The 15,333-nt window shown below is 70.1% G+C and carries 20 protein-coding genes; 10 read left to right on the top strand and 10 right to left on the bottom strand.

What is annotated here, in order from left to right; genetic code table 11:
- Window positions 1-20: 20 nt before the first annotated feature.
- Window positions 21-1,178, bottom strand: coding sequence for a DNA recombination protein RmuC (locus E4O86_RS15070; protein WP_161141391.1), 1,158 nt, complete (start codon window positions 1,176-1,178; stop codon window positions 21-23).
- A 92-nt stretch (window positions 1,179-1,270) separates the two neighbouring features.
- On the opposite strand from E4O86_RS15070, the gene def reads away from it, so the two are divergent.
- The 3 genes from def (at window position 1,271) to truA (ending at window position 3,555) form a co-directional block, all read left to right on the top strand.
- Entirely contained in the window at window positions 1,271-1,804 is a 534-nt protein-coding gene (gene def / locus E4O86_RS15065; protein ID WP_161141379.1) for a peptide deformylase, read from the top strand.
- 16 nt (window positions 1,805-1,820) lie between these two features.
- Window positions 1,821-2,726, top strand: coding sequence for a methionyl-tRNA formyltransferase (gene fmt, locus E4O86_RS15060; protein WP_161141390.1), 906 nt, complete (start codon window positions 1,821-1,823; stop codon window positions 2,724-2,726).
- 61 nt (window positions 2,727-2,787) lie between these two features.
- Complete coding sequence (gene truA / locus E4O86_RS15055) at window positions 2,788-3,555, top strand: tRNA pseudouridine(38-40) synthase TruA (protein WP_161141378.1); 768 nt, start codon at window positions 2,788-2,790, stop codon at window positions 3,553-3,555.
- Here the strand turns inward: truA and E4O86_RS15050 are convergent.
- The 3 genes from E4O86_RS15050 to E4O86_RS23630 are packed head-to-tail and all read right to left on the bottom strand — an operon-like array spanning window position 3,533 to window position 5,615.
- Entirely contained in the window at window positions 3,533-4,060 is a 528-nt protein-coding gene (locus E4O86_RS15050) for a hypothetical protein (protein WP_161141377.1), read from the bottom strand. The genes truA and E4O86_RS15050 overlap by 23 nt on opposite strands.
- A gap of 47 nt (window positions 4,061-4,107) precedes the next feature.
- Complete coding sequence (gene dapE / locus E4O86_RS15045; protein WP_343039174.1) at window positions 4,108-5,286, bottom strand: succinyl-diaminopimelate desuccinylase; 1,179 nt, start codon at window positions 5,284-5,286, stop codon at window positions 4,108-4,110.
- A complete protein-coding gene (locus tag E4O86_RS23630) occupies window positions 5,283-5,615 on the bottom strand; it encodes a DUF805 domain-containing protein (RefSeq protein ID WP_246206422.1) in 333 nt (110 codons plus the stop codon). The genes dapE and E4O86_RS23630 overlap by 4 nt, the downstream gene beginning before the upstream one ends.
- A gap of 812 nt (window positions 5,616-6,427) precedes the next feature.
- Here E4O86_RS23630 and E4O86_RS15040 point away from each other — a divergent pair.
- Window positions 6,428-6,715 carry a DUF3892 domain-containing protein gene (locus E4O86_RS15040; protein ID WP_161141375.1) on the top strand — a complete coding sequence of 96 codons (288 nt, stop codon included), beginning with the start codon at window positions 6,428-6,430 and terminating at the stop codon, window positions 6,713-6,715.
- A gap of 290 nt (window positions 6,716-7,005) precedes the next feature.
- Here E4O86_RS15040 and E4O86_RS15035 read toward each other — a convergent pair whose 3' ends face one another.
- A complete protein-coding gene (locus tag E4O86_RS15035; RefSeq protein WP_161141374.1) occupies window positions 7,006-7,359 on the bottom strand; it encodes a DUF805 domain-containing protein in 354 nt (117 codons plus the stop codon).
- A 46-nt stretch (window positions 7,360-7,405) separates the two neighbouring features.
- The gene (dapD, locus tag E4O86_RS15030; RefSeq protein WP_161141373.1) at window positions 7,406-8,239 is read right to left on the bottom strand and encodes a 2,3,4,5-tetrahydropyridine-2,6-dicarboxylate N-succinyltransferase; all 834 of its coding nucleotides are present in this window, start codon (window positions 8,237-8,239) and stop codon (window positions 7,406-7,408) included.
- A gap of 140 nt (window positions 8,240-8,379) precedes the next feature.
- Here dapD and E4O86_RS15025 point away from each other — a divergent pair, with 140 nt between their 5' ends.
- Genes E4O86_RS15025 through E4O86_RS15010 form a run of 4 tightly spaced genes read left to right on the top strand, consistent with a single transcriptional unit; the run spans window position 8,380 to window position 10,695 of the window.
- Window positions 8,380-8,706, top strand: a complete 327-nt coding sequence (locus E4O86_RS15025; protein ID WP_161141372.1) for a YnfA family protein — start codon at window positions 8,380-8,382, stop codon at window positions 8,704-8,706.
- 50 nt (window positions 8,707-8,756) lie between these two features.
- Entirely contained in the window at window positions 8,757-9,185 is a 429-nt protein-coding gene (locus E4O86_RS15020) for an HIT domain-containing protein (RefSeq protein ID WP_161141371.1), read from the top strand.
- Between the two features lie 11 nt (window positions 9,186-9,196).
- Window positions 9,197-10,141 carry an NAD(+) diphosphatase gene (gene nudC / locus E4O86_RS15015; protein ID WP_161141370.1) on the top strand — a complete coding sequence of 315 codons (945 nt, stop codon included), beginning with the start codon at window positions 9,197-9,199 and terminating at the stop codon, window positions 10,139-10,141.
- Window positions 10,138-10,695 (top strand): MOSC domain-containing protein, encoded by a 558-nt coding sequence (locus E4O86_RS15010; RefSeq protein ID WP_161141369.1) that lies wholly within the window; start codon window positions 10,138-10,140, stop codon window positions 10,693-10,695. The genes nudC and E4O86_RS15010 overlap by 4 nt, the downstream gene beginning before the upstream one ends.
- Before the next feature lie 19 nt (window positions 10,696-10,714).
- On the opposite strand, the gene E4O86_RS15005 is transcribed toward E4O86_RS15010, so the two are convergent.
- Together E4O86_RS15005 and E4O86_RS15000 are read right to left on the bottom strand one after the other, a co-directional pair.
- Entirely contained in the window at window positions 10,715-11,797 is a 1,083-nt protein-coding gene (locus E4O86_RS15005) for a diguanylate cyclase domain-containing protein (protein ID WP_161141368.1), read from the bottom strand.
- Window positions 11,798-11,963: 166 nt separating this feature from the next.
- Window positions 11,964-12,296 (bottom strand): ArsR/SmtB family transcription factor, encoded by a 333-nt coding sequence (locus E4O86_RS15000; RefSeq protein WP_161141367.1) that lies wholly within the window; start codon window positions 12,294-12,296, stop codon window positions 11,964-11,966.
- Window positions 12,297-12,343: 47 nt separating this feature from the next.
- Here E4O86_RS15000 and E4O86_RS14995 point away from each other — a divergent pair, with 47 nt between their 5' ends.
- On the top strand, window positions 12,344-12,826 hold the full coding sequence (locus tag E4O86_RS14995; protein WP_161141366.1) for an SRPBCC family protein: 483 nt from the start codon (window positions 12,344-12,346) through the stop codon (window positions 12,824-12,826).
- A gap of 39 nt (window positions 12,827-12,865) precedes the next feature.
- Here the strand turns inward: E4O86_RS14995 and E4O86_RS14990 are convergent, their stop codons facing one another.
- Window positions 12,866-13,753 (bottom strand): prephenate dehydratase, encoded by an 888-nt coding sequence (locus E4O86_RS14990; RefSeq protein ID WP_161141365.1) that lies wholly within the window; start codon window positions 13,751-13,753, stop codon window positions 12,866-12,868.
- A 20-nt stretch (window positions 13,754-13,773) separates the two neighbouring features.
- The gene (locus tag E4O86_RS14985) at window positions 13,774-14,502 is read right to left on the bottom strand and encodes a 3-deoxy-manno-octulosonate cytidylyltransferase (RefSeq protein WP_161141364.1); all 729 of its coding nucleotides are present in this window, start codon (window positions 14,500-14,502) and stop codon (window positions 13,774-13,776) included.
- A 182-nt stretch (window positions 14,503-14,684) separates the two neighbouring features.
- On the opposite strand from E4O86_RS14985, the gene E4O86_RS14980 reads away from it, so the two are divergent.
- Window positions 14,685-15,333: c-type cytochrome (locus tag E4O86_RS14980; RefSeq protein ID WP_161141363.1), on the top strand; the 649-nt coding region annotated here is incomplete at its 3' end.

Below are 15,333 nucleotides of genomic sequence, written 5' to 3'. Positions count from 1 at the left end.
CCCGTCATTCGGGAGCCGCGTCATTCGGCGGCGGAGACCGCGAGCGGCGCCGCGCCCTCCTCGCCCTCCCCGATCGCCTCGATCCGGCGCCCGCGCGCCACGATCTTGTCGGAGGAGACGAGCACCTGCTCGACGTCCCGCTGCGTCTGCAGGAAGTGCGCCTGCAGCTTGCGCACGCGTTCGTCGAGGCGGCCGACATCCTCCATCAGCTTCATCACCTCGCTCTGGATCACGTGCGCCTGCTCCTTCAGCCGCGCGTCGCGCAGGACCGCCTGGATCACCTGGATGGAGAGGAGCAGGAGCGACGGCGACACGATGACGATGCGGGCGCGGTGGGCGCGCTGCACGACGTCCTCGAAGCGCTCCTGGATTTCGGCGAAGATTGATTCCGACGGCACGAACATGAGCGCCGTGTCGTGCGTCTCGCCCGGAACCAGGTAGCGGTCGCGGATGTCGCGCAGGTGCCGCATCACGTCGGCACGCAGCCGCGCCTCGGCCGCCCGCGTCGCTTCCGCCGTCTCGGCCGCCCGCAGCGCGTTGAACGCCTCGAGCGGAAACTTCGCGTCGATGACGAGCGGCGGCGCCCCGTTCGGCATGAAGACCAGGCAGTCGGGGCGCATGCCGCTCTTCAGCGTCGGCTGGAGGGCGTAGCCGCTCGCCGGCAGCGCGTCGGCGATGATCGCCTCCATCCGGCCCTGGCCGAAGGCGCCGCGCGCCTGCTTGTTGCCGAGGATGCCGGAAAGCGTCGCCACCTGCCCGGTCAGCTCGCCGATATGCTGCCGCGCCGCGTCGATCACGGCGATCCGCTCCTGGAGCTGCGTCAGCTGGTCGTTGGTCGTCCGGCTCGCCTCGCCGACCGAGAGGTTGAGCTTGTGGGCCATGCCGTCGAGCCGCTCCGAAAGCGCGCGGTTGAGGTCGGCCTGCCGGGCGCCGAAGATCTCGGCCATCGTCTGCATGCGGCCGGTCAGCTCGGCCTGCGTGGAGAGCACGGCGTTGAGCCGCGCCTCGAGCGCGTCCGCCTGGGAAGCCGCGGCCGCCTCCGCGCGCCGTCGGCGCCCGGACGCGCGCGCCAGGAAGAGCGCCGAGAGCACGAGGAAGAGCAGCACCGCGCCCGCGGCGAGCGCGGGAAGATTCGCCCGGGTCAGCTCCCGGAGCGCCGGCCAGAGCGTCGTTTCCATAATGTTCACGTTAGCTGATTCGGCTCGGGGCGGCGCAGTCTCCGCGGGAATCCGTTGACGCCCCGGGGGTCAGATCCTATTTCGCCGTCGCAATGACCACCCTCGAGATCCTGACGATTCCCGATCCCGTGCTGCGCGAGGCGAGCGCCCCCGTCGAAGACGTCAACGACGAGACGCGCCGGTTCCTCGACCAGATGCTGCACACGATGTACGACGCCCCGGGCATCGGCCTCGCCGCGGTCCAGGTCGGCGTCCCGCGCCGGCTCGTGACGATCGACATCGGAAAGGAGGAGGAGGAACGCAGGCCGCTCTTCCTCGTCAACCCGGAGATCGTGTGGTCGTCGGACGAGCGCGCGCGCTACGAGGAGGGCTGTCTGTCGATCCCGGACTATTATGCCGAGGTGGAGCGCCCCGCGAAGGTGCGGGTGAAGTATATCGACCGGGACGGAAGGCTCCAGGAGCAGGAGGCGGAGGGCCTCCTCGCCGTCTGCCTGCAGCACGAGATCGACCATCTGAACGGCGTGCTCTTCATCGACTATCTCTCCAAGCTGAAGCGCGATCTCGTCGTCCGGAAGTTCGCCAAGCAGGCGCGCGAGAAGGAACGCCACCGCCAGCAGCGCATCTGACGGAGCGCCCGTGAGCCTGCGCATCGTCTTCATGGGCACGCCCGCACTCGCGGTGCCGACCCTCGTCGAGTTGGTCGGCCAGGGCCACGAGATCGCGGCCGCCTACACGCAGCCGCCCCGTCCCGCCGGCCGCGGCATGGCGGAGCGTCCCTCCCCGGTCCAGGAGACGGCCGAGAAGTTCGGCATTCCCGTCCGCGCCCCGAAATCGCTGCGCGGCGGGGAGGAGCAGGAGAGCTTCCGGTCCCTCGCGGCTGACGTCGCGGTGGTCGTCGCCTACGGGCTGATCCTGCCGCCGCCGATCCTCGAGGCCCCGCGCCATGGCTGCCTCAACCTGCATGGCTCGCTGCTGCCGCGCTGGCGGGGTGCGGCGCCCATCCAGCGCGCGATCATGGCGGGCGATGCCGAGACCGGCGTCATGGTGATGCGGATGGACGAAGGGCTCGATACCGGCCCGGTCTGCATGGCCGAGCGCGTCGCGATCGGCCCGGCCGAAACGGCGGGGGAGCTCGGCGGCCGGCTCGCACGGCTCGGCGCCGACCTCATGGTCCGGGCCGTCGCCGCGCTCGAGCGCGGTGCGCTCGCCTGCCTGCCGCAGTCCGAGACGGGCGTCGTCTATGCCGCCAAGATCGACAAGGCCGAGGCGCGGATCGACTGGAGCCGGCCCGCGGCCGAGGTCGCCCGCCACATCAACGGGCTGTCGCCGTTTCCCGGCGCCTGGTGCGAGATCGCGATCGGCGGCAAGCCGGAGCGGGTGAAGGTCCTGCGCGCCGTTCCGGCCGGCGCCGGCTCCGGGGCCGGCCTGACGGTGCCGTGCGGGACCGGCGCGGTCGATCTGCTCGAGCTCCAGCGCGCCGGCAGGAAGGCGGTGACCGCCGACGAGTTCCTGCGCGGCGCCCGCCACGACGTGACTGTCGCGCCCTGATGCCGGAGCATGCGGCGGAGGCAGCGCACCGCGCCGCGCCGGACGACCGGAGGGACCAGCCGTGCCCCGCTTCAGACTGATCGTCGAATATGACGGCGGCCCCTTCGTCGGCTGGCAGCGGCAGGCGAACGGCCGCTCCGTCCAGGGCGCCCTGGAGGCGGCGGCGTTCAGGCTCACCGGCGAGCGGCCGACCGTGCGCGGGGCGGGCCGGACGGATGCCGGCGTCCACGCGCTCGGGCAGGTCGCGCATCTGGACCTCGCCAGGGCCTGGCCGGGCGACCGGCTCGCCGATGCCCTCAATGCGCATCTCCGCCCCGACCCGGTCGCGGTGCTGTCGGCCGAGCCGGTCGCCGACGCGTTCGACGCACGGTTTTCCGCGCTCAGGCGGCACTACCGGTACCGGATCGTCAACCGGCGCGCGCCGCTCGCGATCGAGCGCGGCCGCGCCTGGCGGGTCGGGCGGCGGCTCGATGCCGAGGCGATGGATGCGGCCGCCCGCCATCTCGTGGGCACGCACGACTTCACGACCTTCCGCTCGACCGAATGCCAGGCGAAGAGCGCGGTGAAGACGCTCGACCGGCTCGACGTCGTCCGCTCGGGCGAGGAGATCGTCATCGAGGCGTCCGCGCGTTCCTTCCTCCACAACCAGATCCGCTCCTTTGCCGGCTCGCTGAAGCTCGTCGGCGAAGGGAAATGGCGGCCGGCGCAGGTCGCCGAGGCCCTCGAAGCGCGGGACAGGCGCGCCTGCGGCCCGATCGCGCCGCCCGACGGTCTCTACCTCGTGAGGGTCGACTACCCGGAGGCGTTCAGCCCGACCGGCCGAGGGTGAACTCCACCACCAGCGAGACCAGCACCTCGAGCACCACGATCGGCACGGCAAGGCTCGCCGGCACGCCGAGCGCGATCCGCGCCACGAGATAGGAGAAGCGGAGCGCGAGGCCGAAGACGGCGAAGAGCAGGTAGGGGACGATGCCCGCCGGCAGCACGCCGAGCAGGTACGGCACCAGCACCGCGGCATAGATCCCGGACACGATGACCGAGCTCCAGTTGCGGCCGACGATATAGGGCACGTACTGGCCGCCGAGCCCGAGCGGACGGGCCAGCGCGGCGAAGATCAGCGGGAACGCGACCCAGTCGACGAGGATCGCCACGATCTGAAGGAGCATCGGCGCGCGGGTGGCGGTCGCCTGGCCGCCTTCCCCGGCAAGGAGCGTCGGCTCGGCGACGAGGACCGGCAGCGAGAACAGGACGACGAACAAAATCGCGGCGAACGAGCGCCAGAAGCCCTCGACCGAGATATCGAGAATCCTCAGGCCGGCGGCGTCGCCGTTCATGAGGGCCCAGGCGCCTGCCAGGTTGCGGCGAATCCACTCGAAAAGCATCAGGCGGTGAAATACGCGTCGAGAATGCGCTCGTAAACGGCGGCAAGCCGCTCCAGCTCGTCGAGGCCGATCCGCTCGTCGGCCTGGTGCATGCTGGTGCCGACCGGTCCGAATTCGACCACCGGGCAATAGTCCTTCACGAAGCGCGCATCGGAGGTGCCGCCGCCGGTGGAGAGCCGCGGCCTCAGCCCCGTCGCCTCCTCAACCGCGCGCGAGACGAGCCCGATCAGCGCTTCGTCATGGGTCAGGAAGACGTCGGACGGCGACGGCTCCTCTGCGAGGCTCCAGCGGATCGGCGCGGCCGAGAAGCGCGGAGCTTCCGCGGCGAGGCGCAGGCGCCGCTCGACCTCCGCCCGCAGGCTCGCGCGGTCCCAGAGGTCGTTGAACCGGCTGTTGAAGCGGGCCGAGGCGGAGCCGGGAATGACGTTCCAGGCCGGGTTCCCGACATCGACGGAGACCACTTCGAAGGTCGAGGGCTCGAAATGATCGGTCCCGGCATCGAGCGGCTCCGCCTGGAGCGCCCAGAGGAGCTCCGTCAGCCCGCGGATCGGATTTTCGGCGAGATGCGGATAGGCCGCATGGCCCTGCCGTCCCGTGACCACGAGCGTCGCCGAAAAGCTTCCGCGCCGGCCGATCTTGATCTGGTCGCCCAGCCTCTCGACGGAGGTCGGCTCGCCCACGAGCGCGGCGCTGAAGCCCTCGCCGCGCCCCTTCGCCCAGGCGAGGAGCTTGGCCGTGCCGTTCACGGCCGGCCCCTCCTCGTCGCCGGTGACGAGAAAGGAGAGGCGGCCGCCGAATTCCGGCCCGCGCCGCTCGAGGAAGCGGAGCGCGGCGGCGATGAAGGCGGCCAGTCCGCCCTTCATGTCGACCGCGCCGCGGCCGTAGACGACCCCGTCCTCGACGGCGGCGGCAAAGGGGGGATGGCGCCAGCGCGCCGGATCGCCCGGCGGCACCACGTCGGCATGGCCGACGAAGACGAAATGGCGCTCGCCCGCCCCGATCGCGGCGAAGAGGTTCTCGACGTCGGGCGTGCCGGGCTCCGTGAAGACCGGGCGATCGACCGAGAATCCCGCGGCCGAAAGCAGGCGGGCGATGACGTCCAGCGCGGGCCCGGCGTCCGGGGTCACGCTCGGGGCGGCCAGGAGCTCGACCAGGATGTCCGCGGCCGGCGCGCTCACGAAACGACCGGCGCCGGCGGCGGCCCGAAGCGGTTGGGCCCCGGATCGCCTTCCAGGATCCCGAGATCGACGATCATCCAGATGAAGCCGATCACCGGGACGAAGACGATCAGCACCCACCAGCCGCTCTTGCCGCGGTCGTGGAAGCGCTTGATGTGCACGCCGAGCGTCGGGATGAGCATCAGGACGCTGATCACCCAGCCGATGAAGCCGTCGCCGAACAGCCACCCGCCGATGATGCTGGCGAGAAACAGGATGATCGCGCCGGTCCACCAGTCGCGGCGGCCGATGCGGCCGTCGAAATCGAGGAAGAGATAGTGCCAGTCCATCTTCGGCTCCCCATCCGGTCGGTGCCGTCGATCCGGTTAGCGGGAGCGCCGCGCCGCGACAAGCCTTCCGGTGCTGGGCTCGGCTCCGGCGCCGCGAAGTACTGGGAGCCACCTGAGTCAGAAAGCATGAGCAAGCATCGCGTCGGGCACCCGGCGGAAACACGGACCGCATCGCGCGGGGGCGACAACGGACCGCGCGAGCCAAACACGGTGACATTCTGGTCGCTCCATGCTCGGCGAGGCTAGGTAGACGATTTCACCGCTGGTTGGCGCAGCGACATGCGCCTACGCCCCCTGCTGGAAGGCGAGGGAGTTATCTGGCGGAACGATCTGCTTGAGAAAGTGTAGGCACCGACCTTCGCTCGATCGAGCGCGAGAGGACTCCGGCAGTGCCACTCGTCGTGCGACGGCCGCACGTAAGCTTGCGACGCGAAGATGTCGGGCGAGCGGGTATCGCTGCTGCATCAACCAATCCGCGACAGCTTATCCTTCAATGAGGCCGAGGCCGAGAGCCTCGGAAGCTCGCCCGACAGAGGCACCACATAGCGCATCGAGCTGAGCCTTTCAACTTCATAAGATGTAGAGGATTAAAAGGAGACCCAAGTTTGCCCTAGACGCGACCCCTGCGCCGTGCGATGCTCGTGGTGTGCCCAATGTGAATCGACCCGGGCGCATTCCAGCGCGCCCGGGTCGTAGGTCCATCGGGCGGCTTTGACCGCGGGATGGTCGGTGCGTTTATCAGTGTAATGCATTCCGCCGCATGGGCAAGCCGCTCTTTCAGGTCGGCGCAAGCGCCGAGAAAGGAGCGCGCCATGGCAGCGCGTCATCAGATCCAGTGCGTCCGTAAGACGGATAGATACAATCCCTGGGAGAGGATCACGCATGTCGGAGGCGTGAACGCCGACCGCGCCCGCTGGCTGCTGACGCAGCCGGATGCGATCGTTGGCATCGAGTCCGGGAAATGGTCCTTCTTCGTCAGCGCCGGCGGGCGCGAGGTGAATGTCATTGTCAGGACCAGCCGGTTCGGCAACAAGTACCTGACGACGGAAGCAGACGGTGAACAGCCGGACAATCTTCTCTCGCTGCCGGAGTGCCCGTGACGGTCCGGTGACCATTATCTCGCGCTCACCCTTGAGCACGCGGTAACCGTCCGGCGGATGTGATGGCAGGATCCTGTCGGTATGATCTTGCCGAACTGAGGCTGCATCCGTGCCGCGTTGGCGAGGTGCTATGGGCAAGCGCTTTCCGAAGCGCAAAGCGCTTGCGGGGAAATGGGTGTGAGGTACTGGAGGTCAGCTGTCGGTTCGCCGACCTCCAGCTTCGCAGAGGATTCTCTCATCAAACATATCCGTAGGGAATTCACCACCGAATCGCCCGTTTCCCGCCCCCCTCAGGCCGGCGGAACGTCGCTGCGGTCGCCGTAGCGGTTCGGCCCCCGCATCGGCGGCACGATGCCGAGCCAGACGTGGAAGGCGATGTTGATGAGCGGCACCAGCGCCACGACCGCCCAGAGGCCGCTCATGCCGATATCGTGAAGCCGCTTCACCGAAACCGCGATGCTCGACCACAGGATCGCGATGGAGACGAAGGGCGAGAGCAGCGAGACGATCTGGAAGAAGCTCGCCTCCTCGCGGCCGATCAATTGCAGGAAGATGACGGTCAGGACGGCCTGGAGGCCGAGGACGACGAGCCAGTAGACCTGCCGCCCGATCCGTCCCGAAAGGCCGAAGAACGCCCAAAGCATGCGCTTCGGGAGATCCGGGGAGGATCGGACGGGTCGGCGGGCCAATTCAGGACCTGAGCAGTTCGTTGATCGAGGTCTTGGAGCGCGTCCGCTCGTCGACCCGCTTCACGATCACGGCGCAATAGAGGGACGGCCCGCCGCCGCTCCCGGGCATGCTGCCGGGCACGACGACGGAATAGGCCGGCACCTCGCCATAGAGGACCTCCCCGCTCGCGCGGTCGACGATCCGCGTCGAGGCGCCGAGATAGACCCCCATGGAGAGCACCGAGCCCTCGCGCACGATGACGCCTTCCGCCACCTCGGAGCGCGCGCCGACGAAGCAATTGTCCTCGATGATCACCGGCTCGGCCTGCAGCGGCTCGAGCACGCCGCCGATCCCGACCCCGCCCGAGAGATGGCAGTTCCGGCCGATCTGCGCGCAGGAGCCGACCGTCGCCCAGGTGTCCACCATCGTGCCCTCGCCGACATGGGCGCCGAGATTGACGAAGCTCGGCATGAGCACGGCGCCCGGGGCGATGAAGGCCGAACGGCGGACGACCGCGCCCGGCACCACCCGGAAGCCGCCCTTCTCGAAATCGGCCGCGGTCCAGCCGGCGAATTTCGAGGGCACCTTGTCCCACCAGACCGCCCCGCCCGGCCCGCCAGGGATGACCTCCATCGGATTGAGCCGGAACGACAGGAGCACCGCCTTCTTGAGCCACTGGTTGACGCTCCAGCGGCCGTCGCCGGCGCGCTCGGCCACCCGCGCGGCACCCGAATCGAGGAGGGCGAGCGCCTGCTCGACCGCGTCGCGGACCTCGCCCGCCGTGCCGGGCCCGATGCCGTCCCGCGCGTCGAAGGCCTCGTCGATGATCGTCTGGAGCTGCTCGGTGTCCGCCATGGCCGTCCGGTTGTCTTGAAAGCGCGGCGGACCTTAGTCGGTGCCGACCGGCTGTCAACAAAGTGCCGTCCGGGGTGACGCGGATTGGCCCGGACTGGCATGATGGCGCGGTTGCGGGACCGCTCGGGAGCACCGGAGGAATGCCGACCATCGCCGCCTATCTCGGCGCCGCCCTCGCGGAGATCGCCGGCTGTTTCGCGTTCTGGGCGTGGCTGCGTCTCGGCCGCTCGGCGCTCTGGATCCTGCCGGGCATGGTGTCGCTCGCGCTCTTCGCCTTTCTCCTGACGCGCGTGGAGAGCGCTGCCGCCGGCCGCGCCTATGCCGCCTATGGCGGCGTCTACATCGCGGCGTCGCTCGCCTGGCTGTGGCAGGTGGAGTCCGTCGCCCCGGATCGCTGGGACCTCCTCGGCGCCGTCATCTGCCTGACCGGCGCCGCGATCATTTTGTACGGACCGCGGCCGGCCTGACTGCTATCTAGGGCCGGCTCTCCCCAGGCTACCGTCGGCGAGGACTCCGCTTGCCCTTCCACATCGACCCCCAGCTCGAGCGCGACACCTGCCCGGTCGCCGATCTGCCGCTTTCCGCCGTGCGGCTGATGCTCGACGCGAACTATCCCTGGCTCGTCCTGGTGCCGCGCCGGGCCGGTCGCGTCGAGATCCACGATTTGCCGCGCCACGACCGGATCGCGCTCATCGACGAGATCGATCTCGCCGGGGAGGCGCTGCGCAGCCTCGCGCGCGTCGACAAGCTCAACGTCGCCGCGCTCGGCAACCAGGTGCGGCAGCTCCACGTGCACGTCGTCGCGCGGCAGGCCGGCGACCGGGCGTGGCCGAAGCCCGTCTGGGGCGCCGCGCCCGCCCGGCCCTATCCGGCCGGCGAGGCGGAGGCGCTCGCCTCCCGCATCGCCGGGCGCCTCAACGTCACCCGCATCGGCAGGATCCAGTAGCAGGAGATTTCGTGGGTCATCTTTTCGAGCATCCGCGTTTCGGCGATACGAGCGCACTCAACGGATTCGCGGGAAACCGGCTCGACCGGCTCTCGGAGGCCCGCACCGAGGCGAGCCTTGCCGAGGCGCTCGCCGATCCGGCCGCCCGCCTCTATCTCCTCGCGGAAGAGCGCGCGCTCGTCGCCGCCGGAAGCGCCGCGAGCGCCCTCCACGACGTCGCGAGCGCGGCGGCGCTCGGGCTCGACCGCGGCAGCCTCGTCCTCCTCGGCACCTGCCCCGGCGGTCCGCGCCTCGCCGGTTCCGTGCCGTCCGACCGGCCGCTTCCGGACGGCATGCACGCCATCGACCTCCGCTCGCTCGCCTCCCAGGCGCTGCTGCCGGCGGAGGAACTCGGGGCGCTCGCGCAGGCGCGGTCGCTCCTTTCGTGGCACGAGAACCACCGCTTCTGCGCCCGCTGCGGCGCGCCGACGGTGCCCGCCGCCGGCGGCGTCCGGCGCGAATGCGGGTCCTGCGGCGCGCAGCACTTTCCGCGCGTCGACCCGGTGGCGATCATGCTCGCGATCGACGGCGACCGCTGCCTGCTCGGCCGCCAGGCGCGCTTTCCGCCCGGCCGCTATTCCGCCCTCGCCGGCTTCATCGAGCCGGGGGAGACGATCGAGGGCGCCGTGCGCCGCGAAGTGGGGGAGGAATCCGGCATCCTCGTCGGCCGCGTCGCCTACCATTCGAGCCAGCCCTGGCCGTTCCCCTCCTCGCTGATGCTCGGCTGCTTCGCCGAGGCGCTCTCGACCGAGATCCGGCGCGACGAGAGCGAGCTCGAGGACTGCCGCTGGTTCACGCGTGCGGAGGTCCGCGCGATCCTCGCCGGAACCCACCCGGACGGCTTCACCGCCCCGCCCGCGATCGCGATCGCCCGCAGCCTCGTCGCGGCCTTCGCGGCATCGGAGGCCGCGGCGTGACCGCGGCGGAATCCGCCGGCAGCGTGATCGCCGTCGCGCGCGCGCCGGACCATCGCTTCTCCAAGCCGCTCGCGCCGGAGATCGCGCTCGTGGCGGGCCTCGGCGTCGCCGGGGACGCCCATGCCGGCACGCTTGTGCAGCACCGCTCGCGCGTCGCGAAGGATCCGACCCAGCCCAATCTCCGGCAGGTCCATCTCCTGCATTCGGAGCTCATCGAGGAGCTGCAGGCGGCGGGCTTCCCGGTGTCGCCCGGCACGCTCGGCGAGAACGTCACGACGCGCGGATTGGCGCTCCTCGACCTGCCCGCAGGCGCGCGGCTCCGCCTCGGCGATGAGGCCGTCGTCGAGGTGACCGGGCTGCGCAATCCCTGCCGCCAGATCGAGGCCTACGCGGCCGGCCTCATGGCGGCCGTGCTCGACAGGGCTCCGGACGGCGCGCTCATCCGCAAGGCGGGGATCATGGCGATCGTGCGCGCCGGCGGGACGGTCCGCCCGGGCGACCGGATAGCGGTCGAGCTGCCGGCTCCCCCGCACCGGCCGCTCGGCCCGGTCTGAGCCGGCGCCGCGGCCGGCCTCAGGCGACGGCGCGCGGCCGCTCCGGCATCATCGCCGCAACGAAGGTCCGGAACGTGTCGCGTCCCGCCGCCTTCGCGGCGTAGAGCGCGATGTCGGCCTCCATGAAGAGCTCGGGGGCCCCGCGGCCCGCCGCGCTGGCGATGCCGACCGACGCGCCGAGCCTGACGAGGTGGCCGCAGCACGCCACCGGCCGCCGCATCGTCTCCACGATCGCCGAGGCCAGCGCCTCGCAGGCACCGAGGTCGAAGCCCTCGCCGGCCACGATCGCGAATTCGTCGCCGCCGATCCGCGCGACGAGATCCGCGGTCTGGGCGACCTCGGCGAGGCGCCGGGCTGCCTCCTTCAGGCACGCATCGCCGAAGGCGTGGCCGAACGTGTCGTTGATCTGCTTGAAGCCGTCGAGGTCGACCAGGAGAAGCGCGCCGACGGGACCGGCCTCGGCCGGCGCCTGCCCGGCGAGCCGCGCCTGGAACGTGCTCCGGTTGGCGAGCCCCGTCATGACGTCGAACTCGGCGAGATAGCGCGTCCGGTCGGCGAGGATCTTCTCCTCGGTGATGTCCTGTTTCATCCCGAAGATCCGGACCGGGACGCCGCCTTCGCACTCGACCGTCGCGGTGATGCGGATCCAGCGCCGGTTCCCCTTCGCCGTCACGATCTCGGCGTCCATGCCGAAGCCGCCGCGTTCCTCGATTGCTCGCCTGCGCAGCTTGTCGAGCGCCAGGCGGGATTCCTCCGGATAGCAGGCGAGAGCTGTCCTCCGGTCGATGGCCGAACCCCTCGGCAGATCGAAGATGTCGTAGACCACGTCCGACCAGCTGAGGGTCTCGTCGGCGAGGCGGCACTCCCAGACGCCGATCCGCGCGGCCGCCGAGGCCCGCTCGAAGATCTTCCGGCTGTGCGCGAGCGACTCGGCCTGCGACCGGATGATCTCGGCCTGTGCCGCGATCTCGGCGCGCAGCCGCTCGATCTCGGCGTGATCGCTGTCCCGGAACCGCCGCCCGGCCGGTCGCGACGGAGCCGCCGGCGGCCTGCGATCGTCAAGGTACGGCGCGACCGTCGCGGAGCATGGGGCATCCGACATGCTGAACTCTGTCACCTCCAATCGAGCGGCACAAGACAGCCTAAGGCAACAATTTTAAAGCAATCCTGCCTAGCCGAACCGGGACGGGAGACGAAAGACCCCGACCCGGCCGATTTCGCCTCCCGGCACGACGCCTTCCCGGCGGGCGGTGCCGGATCTCGGCCCGTCAGGCCTCGAGATCGGATTTCAGCCGATCCAGCATGGCCACCGCCCTCGCCGCGTAGGGGCCGATCCAACGGTCGTGTATGTGCTTGATCGGCAAGGGATTGAGGTGGTTCCAGCGCTCCCGCCCCTCGCGCTTCGCGATCACGAGATCCGCTTCCTCGAGCACCTTCAGGTGCTGCATCACGGTGCAGCGGTCGAGTGCCGGAAAGAGCGTGCAGAGGTCGCCCGTTGTCCGCGGCCGGTCTTTCAGTGCGTCGAGGATCGCGCGGCGGGTCGAGGCCGCGAGCGCCTTGAACACCCGCTCTTCCGATTCGCCTGATTCGCGGCTTGACATGTTATATTTCTATAACATGATTGGGGCACAGCCAAGGAGGTGGCGTCATGGAGCTCAAGTTCAGTGTGGCGGCGCGGATCGCGAAGCCGGTGGCGCAGGTGTTCCAGGCCGTCGTCGATCCCGGCGCGCTGTCGCGCTATTTCACGACCGGCGGCGCCAAAGGGCGGATCGAGACCGGCGCCACGGTCTACTGGGACTTTCACGACTTTCCGGGCGCCTTCCCGGTCTGGGTGGTCGAGGTCGAGCCGGAGCGGCGGATCGTGCTCGAATGGGCGGCCAACGAAGGCGCGCCGGCCGATGGCGGTGAGGCGGTGGCGGCGCAGGCTTCATACCGGACGCGGGTAACGATGACCTTCGCGCCGCTCGAGGACGGCCGCACCCTCGTCGCCATCTCGGAGGAAGGCTGGCGCGAGACGGAAGCCGGGCTGCGCGCCTCCTACGGCAACTGCCAGGGCTGGACGCAGATGCTCTGCGCGATGAAGGCCTGGCTCGAATATGGCATCAACCTGCGCGAAGGCATGTTCAAGTAGCGCGGTCGGATGAAGCGCGAGGCGTATCCCCGCCCGCGATCAGCCGTGCCGGGTCGGCCGCAGCTCCCGGTTCTCCGCCGGCTCGGCGATGTTGGCCCGGAACGGGCTTGCGGGATAGACGCCGACGATGCGGAGTTCGGCGGAGAAGAAGTCGAGCTCCTCGAGCGCGAGCGCCAGGCTGCGCTGGTCCGGGTGCCCTTCGACGTCGGCGTAGAACATCGTCGCGAAGAAGCGGCCGCCGAGCTGGTAGCTTTCGAGCTTCGTCATGTTGATGCCGTTCGTCGCGAAGCCGCCCAGCGCCTTATAGAGGGCGGCCGGGACGTTCCGGACGCGGAAGACAAACGAGGTGATGACGGGGCCGTTTCCGGCAGCCGCGCGCCGCGCTTCGCGCGAAAGGAAGATGAAGCGCGTGGTGTTGTGCGGCTCGTCCTCGACGTCCTCCGCCAGGATGTCGAGACCGTAGATCTGCGCGGCGAGCCGGGAGGCGATCGCGCCGCGCTTCCTGTCGCCGATCTCGGCGACCTGGCGGGCCGAGCCGGCCGTGTCGGCGGCGACTTCCGCCGTCACGCCCAGGCGGCGGATGAGCTTGCGGCACTGGCCGAGCGCCTGGACATGGCTCTGCACGATCTCGAGGTCCTCGATCCGGCTTCCAGGTACCCCCAGGAGCTGGTGCTGGACGGGCAGGAAGTACTCGCCGATGATGGACAGATCCGAGGTCGGCAGCAGATGATGGATGTCGGCGACCCGGCCGGCGACCGAGTTCTCGATCGGGATCATGCCGAGATCGGCATCTCCGGCGGAGACCGCCTGGAAGCAGTCCTCGAAGGTCGGAAGCGGAACCGGCTCGGCGTCCGGAAACACGTCGAGGCACGCTATGTGCGAATTGGCCCCGAGTTCTCCCTGGAAAACGACCTTCTGCCGCGACACGCTTGTCCGCTCCGCTCTTCTCAGCTGCCGATGAGGGCGCGCGCGCGTTCGAGGTCGGCCGGCGTGTCGACCCCGAGCGGTACGGTCTCCACGACCGCGACGTCGATCCGCATGCCCGCCTCGAGGGCCCTCAACTGCTCCAGCCGCTCGCGCTTTTCAAGCGGGCTCTGCGGCAGCCCGACGAAGCGGGTGAGCGCGGAGCGCCGATAGGCATAAAGGCCGATGTGGTGGAAGAGCGGCCCGTCGCCCCACGGCGCGGTCGCGCGGGTGAAGTAGAGGGCCCGCAGCCGGCCGGGACCGACCGGGCTTCCGACGACCTTGACGACGTTCGGGTCCGTCCGCTCGTGCTCGACGGCGATTTCGGCGGCGAGCGTCGCGATCGCGACGGCCGGGTCGGCGAGCGGGCCGAGCGCGGCGCGGACGACCGCCGGCGCCACGGTCGGCAGGTCGCCCTGGAGATTGATGACGACGTCGTGCCGGGCGTCGGGATCGCGCCTCGAAAGCGCCTCGAAGATCCGGTCGGAGCCGGAAGGATGGCCCGGATCCGTCGCGACCACGTCCGCCTCGATCCCGTCCAGCGCCGCGACGATCTCCTGATCGTCGACGGCCACGATGACCGGACCGACATCGGCCTCCAGCGCGCGTTCCACGACGTGGCGCACCATCGGCTTGCCGCCGATATCGGCGAGCGGCTTGCGCGGAAGACGCGTCGCCGAGAGGCGCGCCGGAATGACGATGACCGGGTTCATCGGCGTGACGGAGCTCGTGGCAGGAGGCGGGCCGAGGGCCCGCGGCGAGTGGCAAATCGTCTCACGAGCCGCCGCTTATACGGCTTGATGCCCCCCGTCAAAAGGGATACCTCGTGCCGGCCCGCCGCGGACGCCGCCGCGGGAAAAGTCCCGGCTGATCTCGCGCAGGAGCACCAGGCCCCATGGATTCGTTCGAGCTGAACAAGATCGCGGGTGCGATCCTCTTCGCTCTCCTCATTGCCTTCGGCATCAGCATCCTGTCCGAGATCATGTTTGAGCGCGAGGCGCCGGAGGAGCCGGCCTATGTCATCGCGATCGCCGAGCCGTCCGCCGGCGGCGCCGGCGAGGCCCAGGAGGCCGGCCCGGATTTCAACACGCTGCTGGCGAGCGCCGACCCGGCCAAGGGACAGCAGATCGCCGCCAAGTGCACCGCCTGCCACACGCTCGAGAAGGGCGGCGGCAACAAGGTCGGCCCGCATCTCTGGGATGTGGTCGAGCGCCCGATCGCATCGGTTTCGGACTTCTCCTATTCCGACGCGATGGTCGCGTTCTCGGAGAACCACACCCAGGTCTGGAATTACGAGCATCTGAACAGGTTCCTGCACGATCCGAAGGGAACCGTGCCCGGCACCAAGATGAGCTTCGCCGGCCTGAAGAAGGACGATGAGCGCGCCGCCGTCGTCGCCTATCTGCGCAGCCTCTCCGACAGCCCGAAGCCGCTTCCGGCGGCGACCGCCGAAGCCGCCCCTGCGGCGGCCGGCGAAGCCGCCCCTGCGGCAGGCGGCGAGCAGCCCGCCCAGTCGGGCGAAGCGGCCGCACCGGCCGGCGGCG

Origin of the sequence: Propylenella binzhouense, assembly GCF_009866965.1 — a bacterium.
Lineage (GTDB): Bacteria > Pseudomonadota > Alphaproteobacteria > Rhizobiales > Afifellaceae > Propylenella > Propylenella binzhouense.
Note: the sequence above shows the minus strand (reverse complement) of the source record. Positions and strands in the feature narration are given on the sequence as shown.

What these genes read in the sequence shown, in the direction of transcription:
- E4O86_RS15025 (WP_161141372.1), top strand. Translation starts at nt 8,380, where the DNA reads ATGCCGACCATCGCCGCCTATCTCGGCGCCGCCCTCGCGGAGATCGCC.
- E4O86_RS14995 (WP_161141366.1), top strand. Translation starts at nt 12,344, where the DNA reads ATGGAGCTCAAGTTCAGTGTGGCGGCGCGGATCGCGAAGCCGGTGGCG.
- dapD (WP_161141373.1), bottom strand. Translation starts at nt 8,239, where the DNA reads ATGGCGGACACCGAGCAGCTCCAGACGATCATCGACGAGGCCTTCGAC.
- E4O86_RS15070 (WP_161141391.1), bottom strand. Translation starts at nt 1,178, where the DNA reads ATGGAAACGACGCTCTGGCCGGCGCTCCGGGAGCTGACCCGGGCGAAT.
- E4O86_RS23630 (WP_246206422.1), bottom strand. Translation starts at nt 5,615, where the DNA reads ATGGACTGGCACTATCTCTTCCTCGATTTCGACGGCCGCATCGGCCGC.
- E4O86_RS15050 (WP_161141377.1), bottom strand. Translation starts at nt 4,060, where the DNA reads ATGAACGGCGACGCCGCCGGCCTGAGGATTCTCGATATCTCGGTCGAG.
- E4O86_RS14985 (WP_161141364.1), bottom strand. Translation starts at nt 14,502, where the DNA reads ATGAACCCGGTCATCGTCATTCCGGCGCGCCTCTCGGCGACGCGTCTT.
- E4O86_RS15000 (WP_161141367.1), bottom strand. Translation starts at nt 12,296, where the DNA reads ATGTCAAGCCGCGAATCAGGCGAATCGGAAGAGCGGGTGTTCAAGGCG.
- E4O86_RS15005 (WP_161141368.1), bottom strand. Translation starts at nt 11,797, where the DNA reads ATGTCGGATGCCCCATGCTCCGCGACGGTCGCGCCGTACCTTGACGAT.
- E4O86_RS15040 (WP_161141375.1), top strand. Translation starts at nt 6,428, where the DNA reads ATGGCAGCGCGTCATCAGATCCAGTGCGTCCGTAAGACGGATAGATAC.
- E4O86_RS15035 (WP_161141374.1), bottom strand. Translation starts at nt 7,359, where the DNA reads ATGCTTTGGGCGTTCTTCGGCCTTTCGGGACGGATCGGGCGGCAGGTC.
- def (WP_161141379.1), top strand. Translation starts at nt 1,271, where the DNA reads ATGACCACCCTCGAGATCCTGACGATTCCCGATCCCGTGCTGCGCGAG.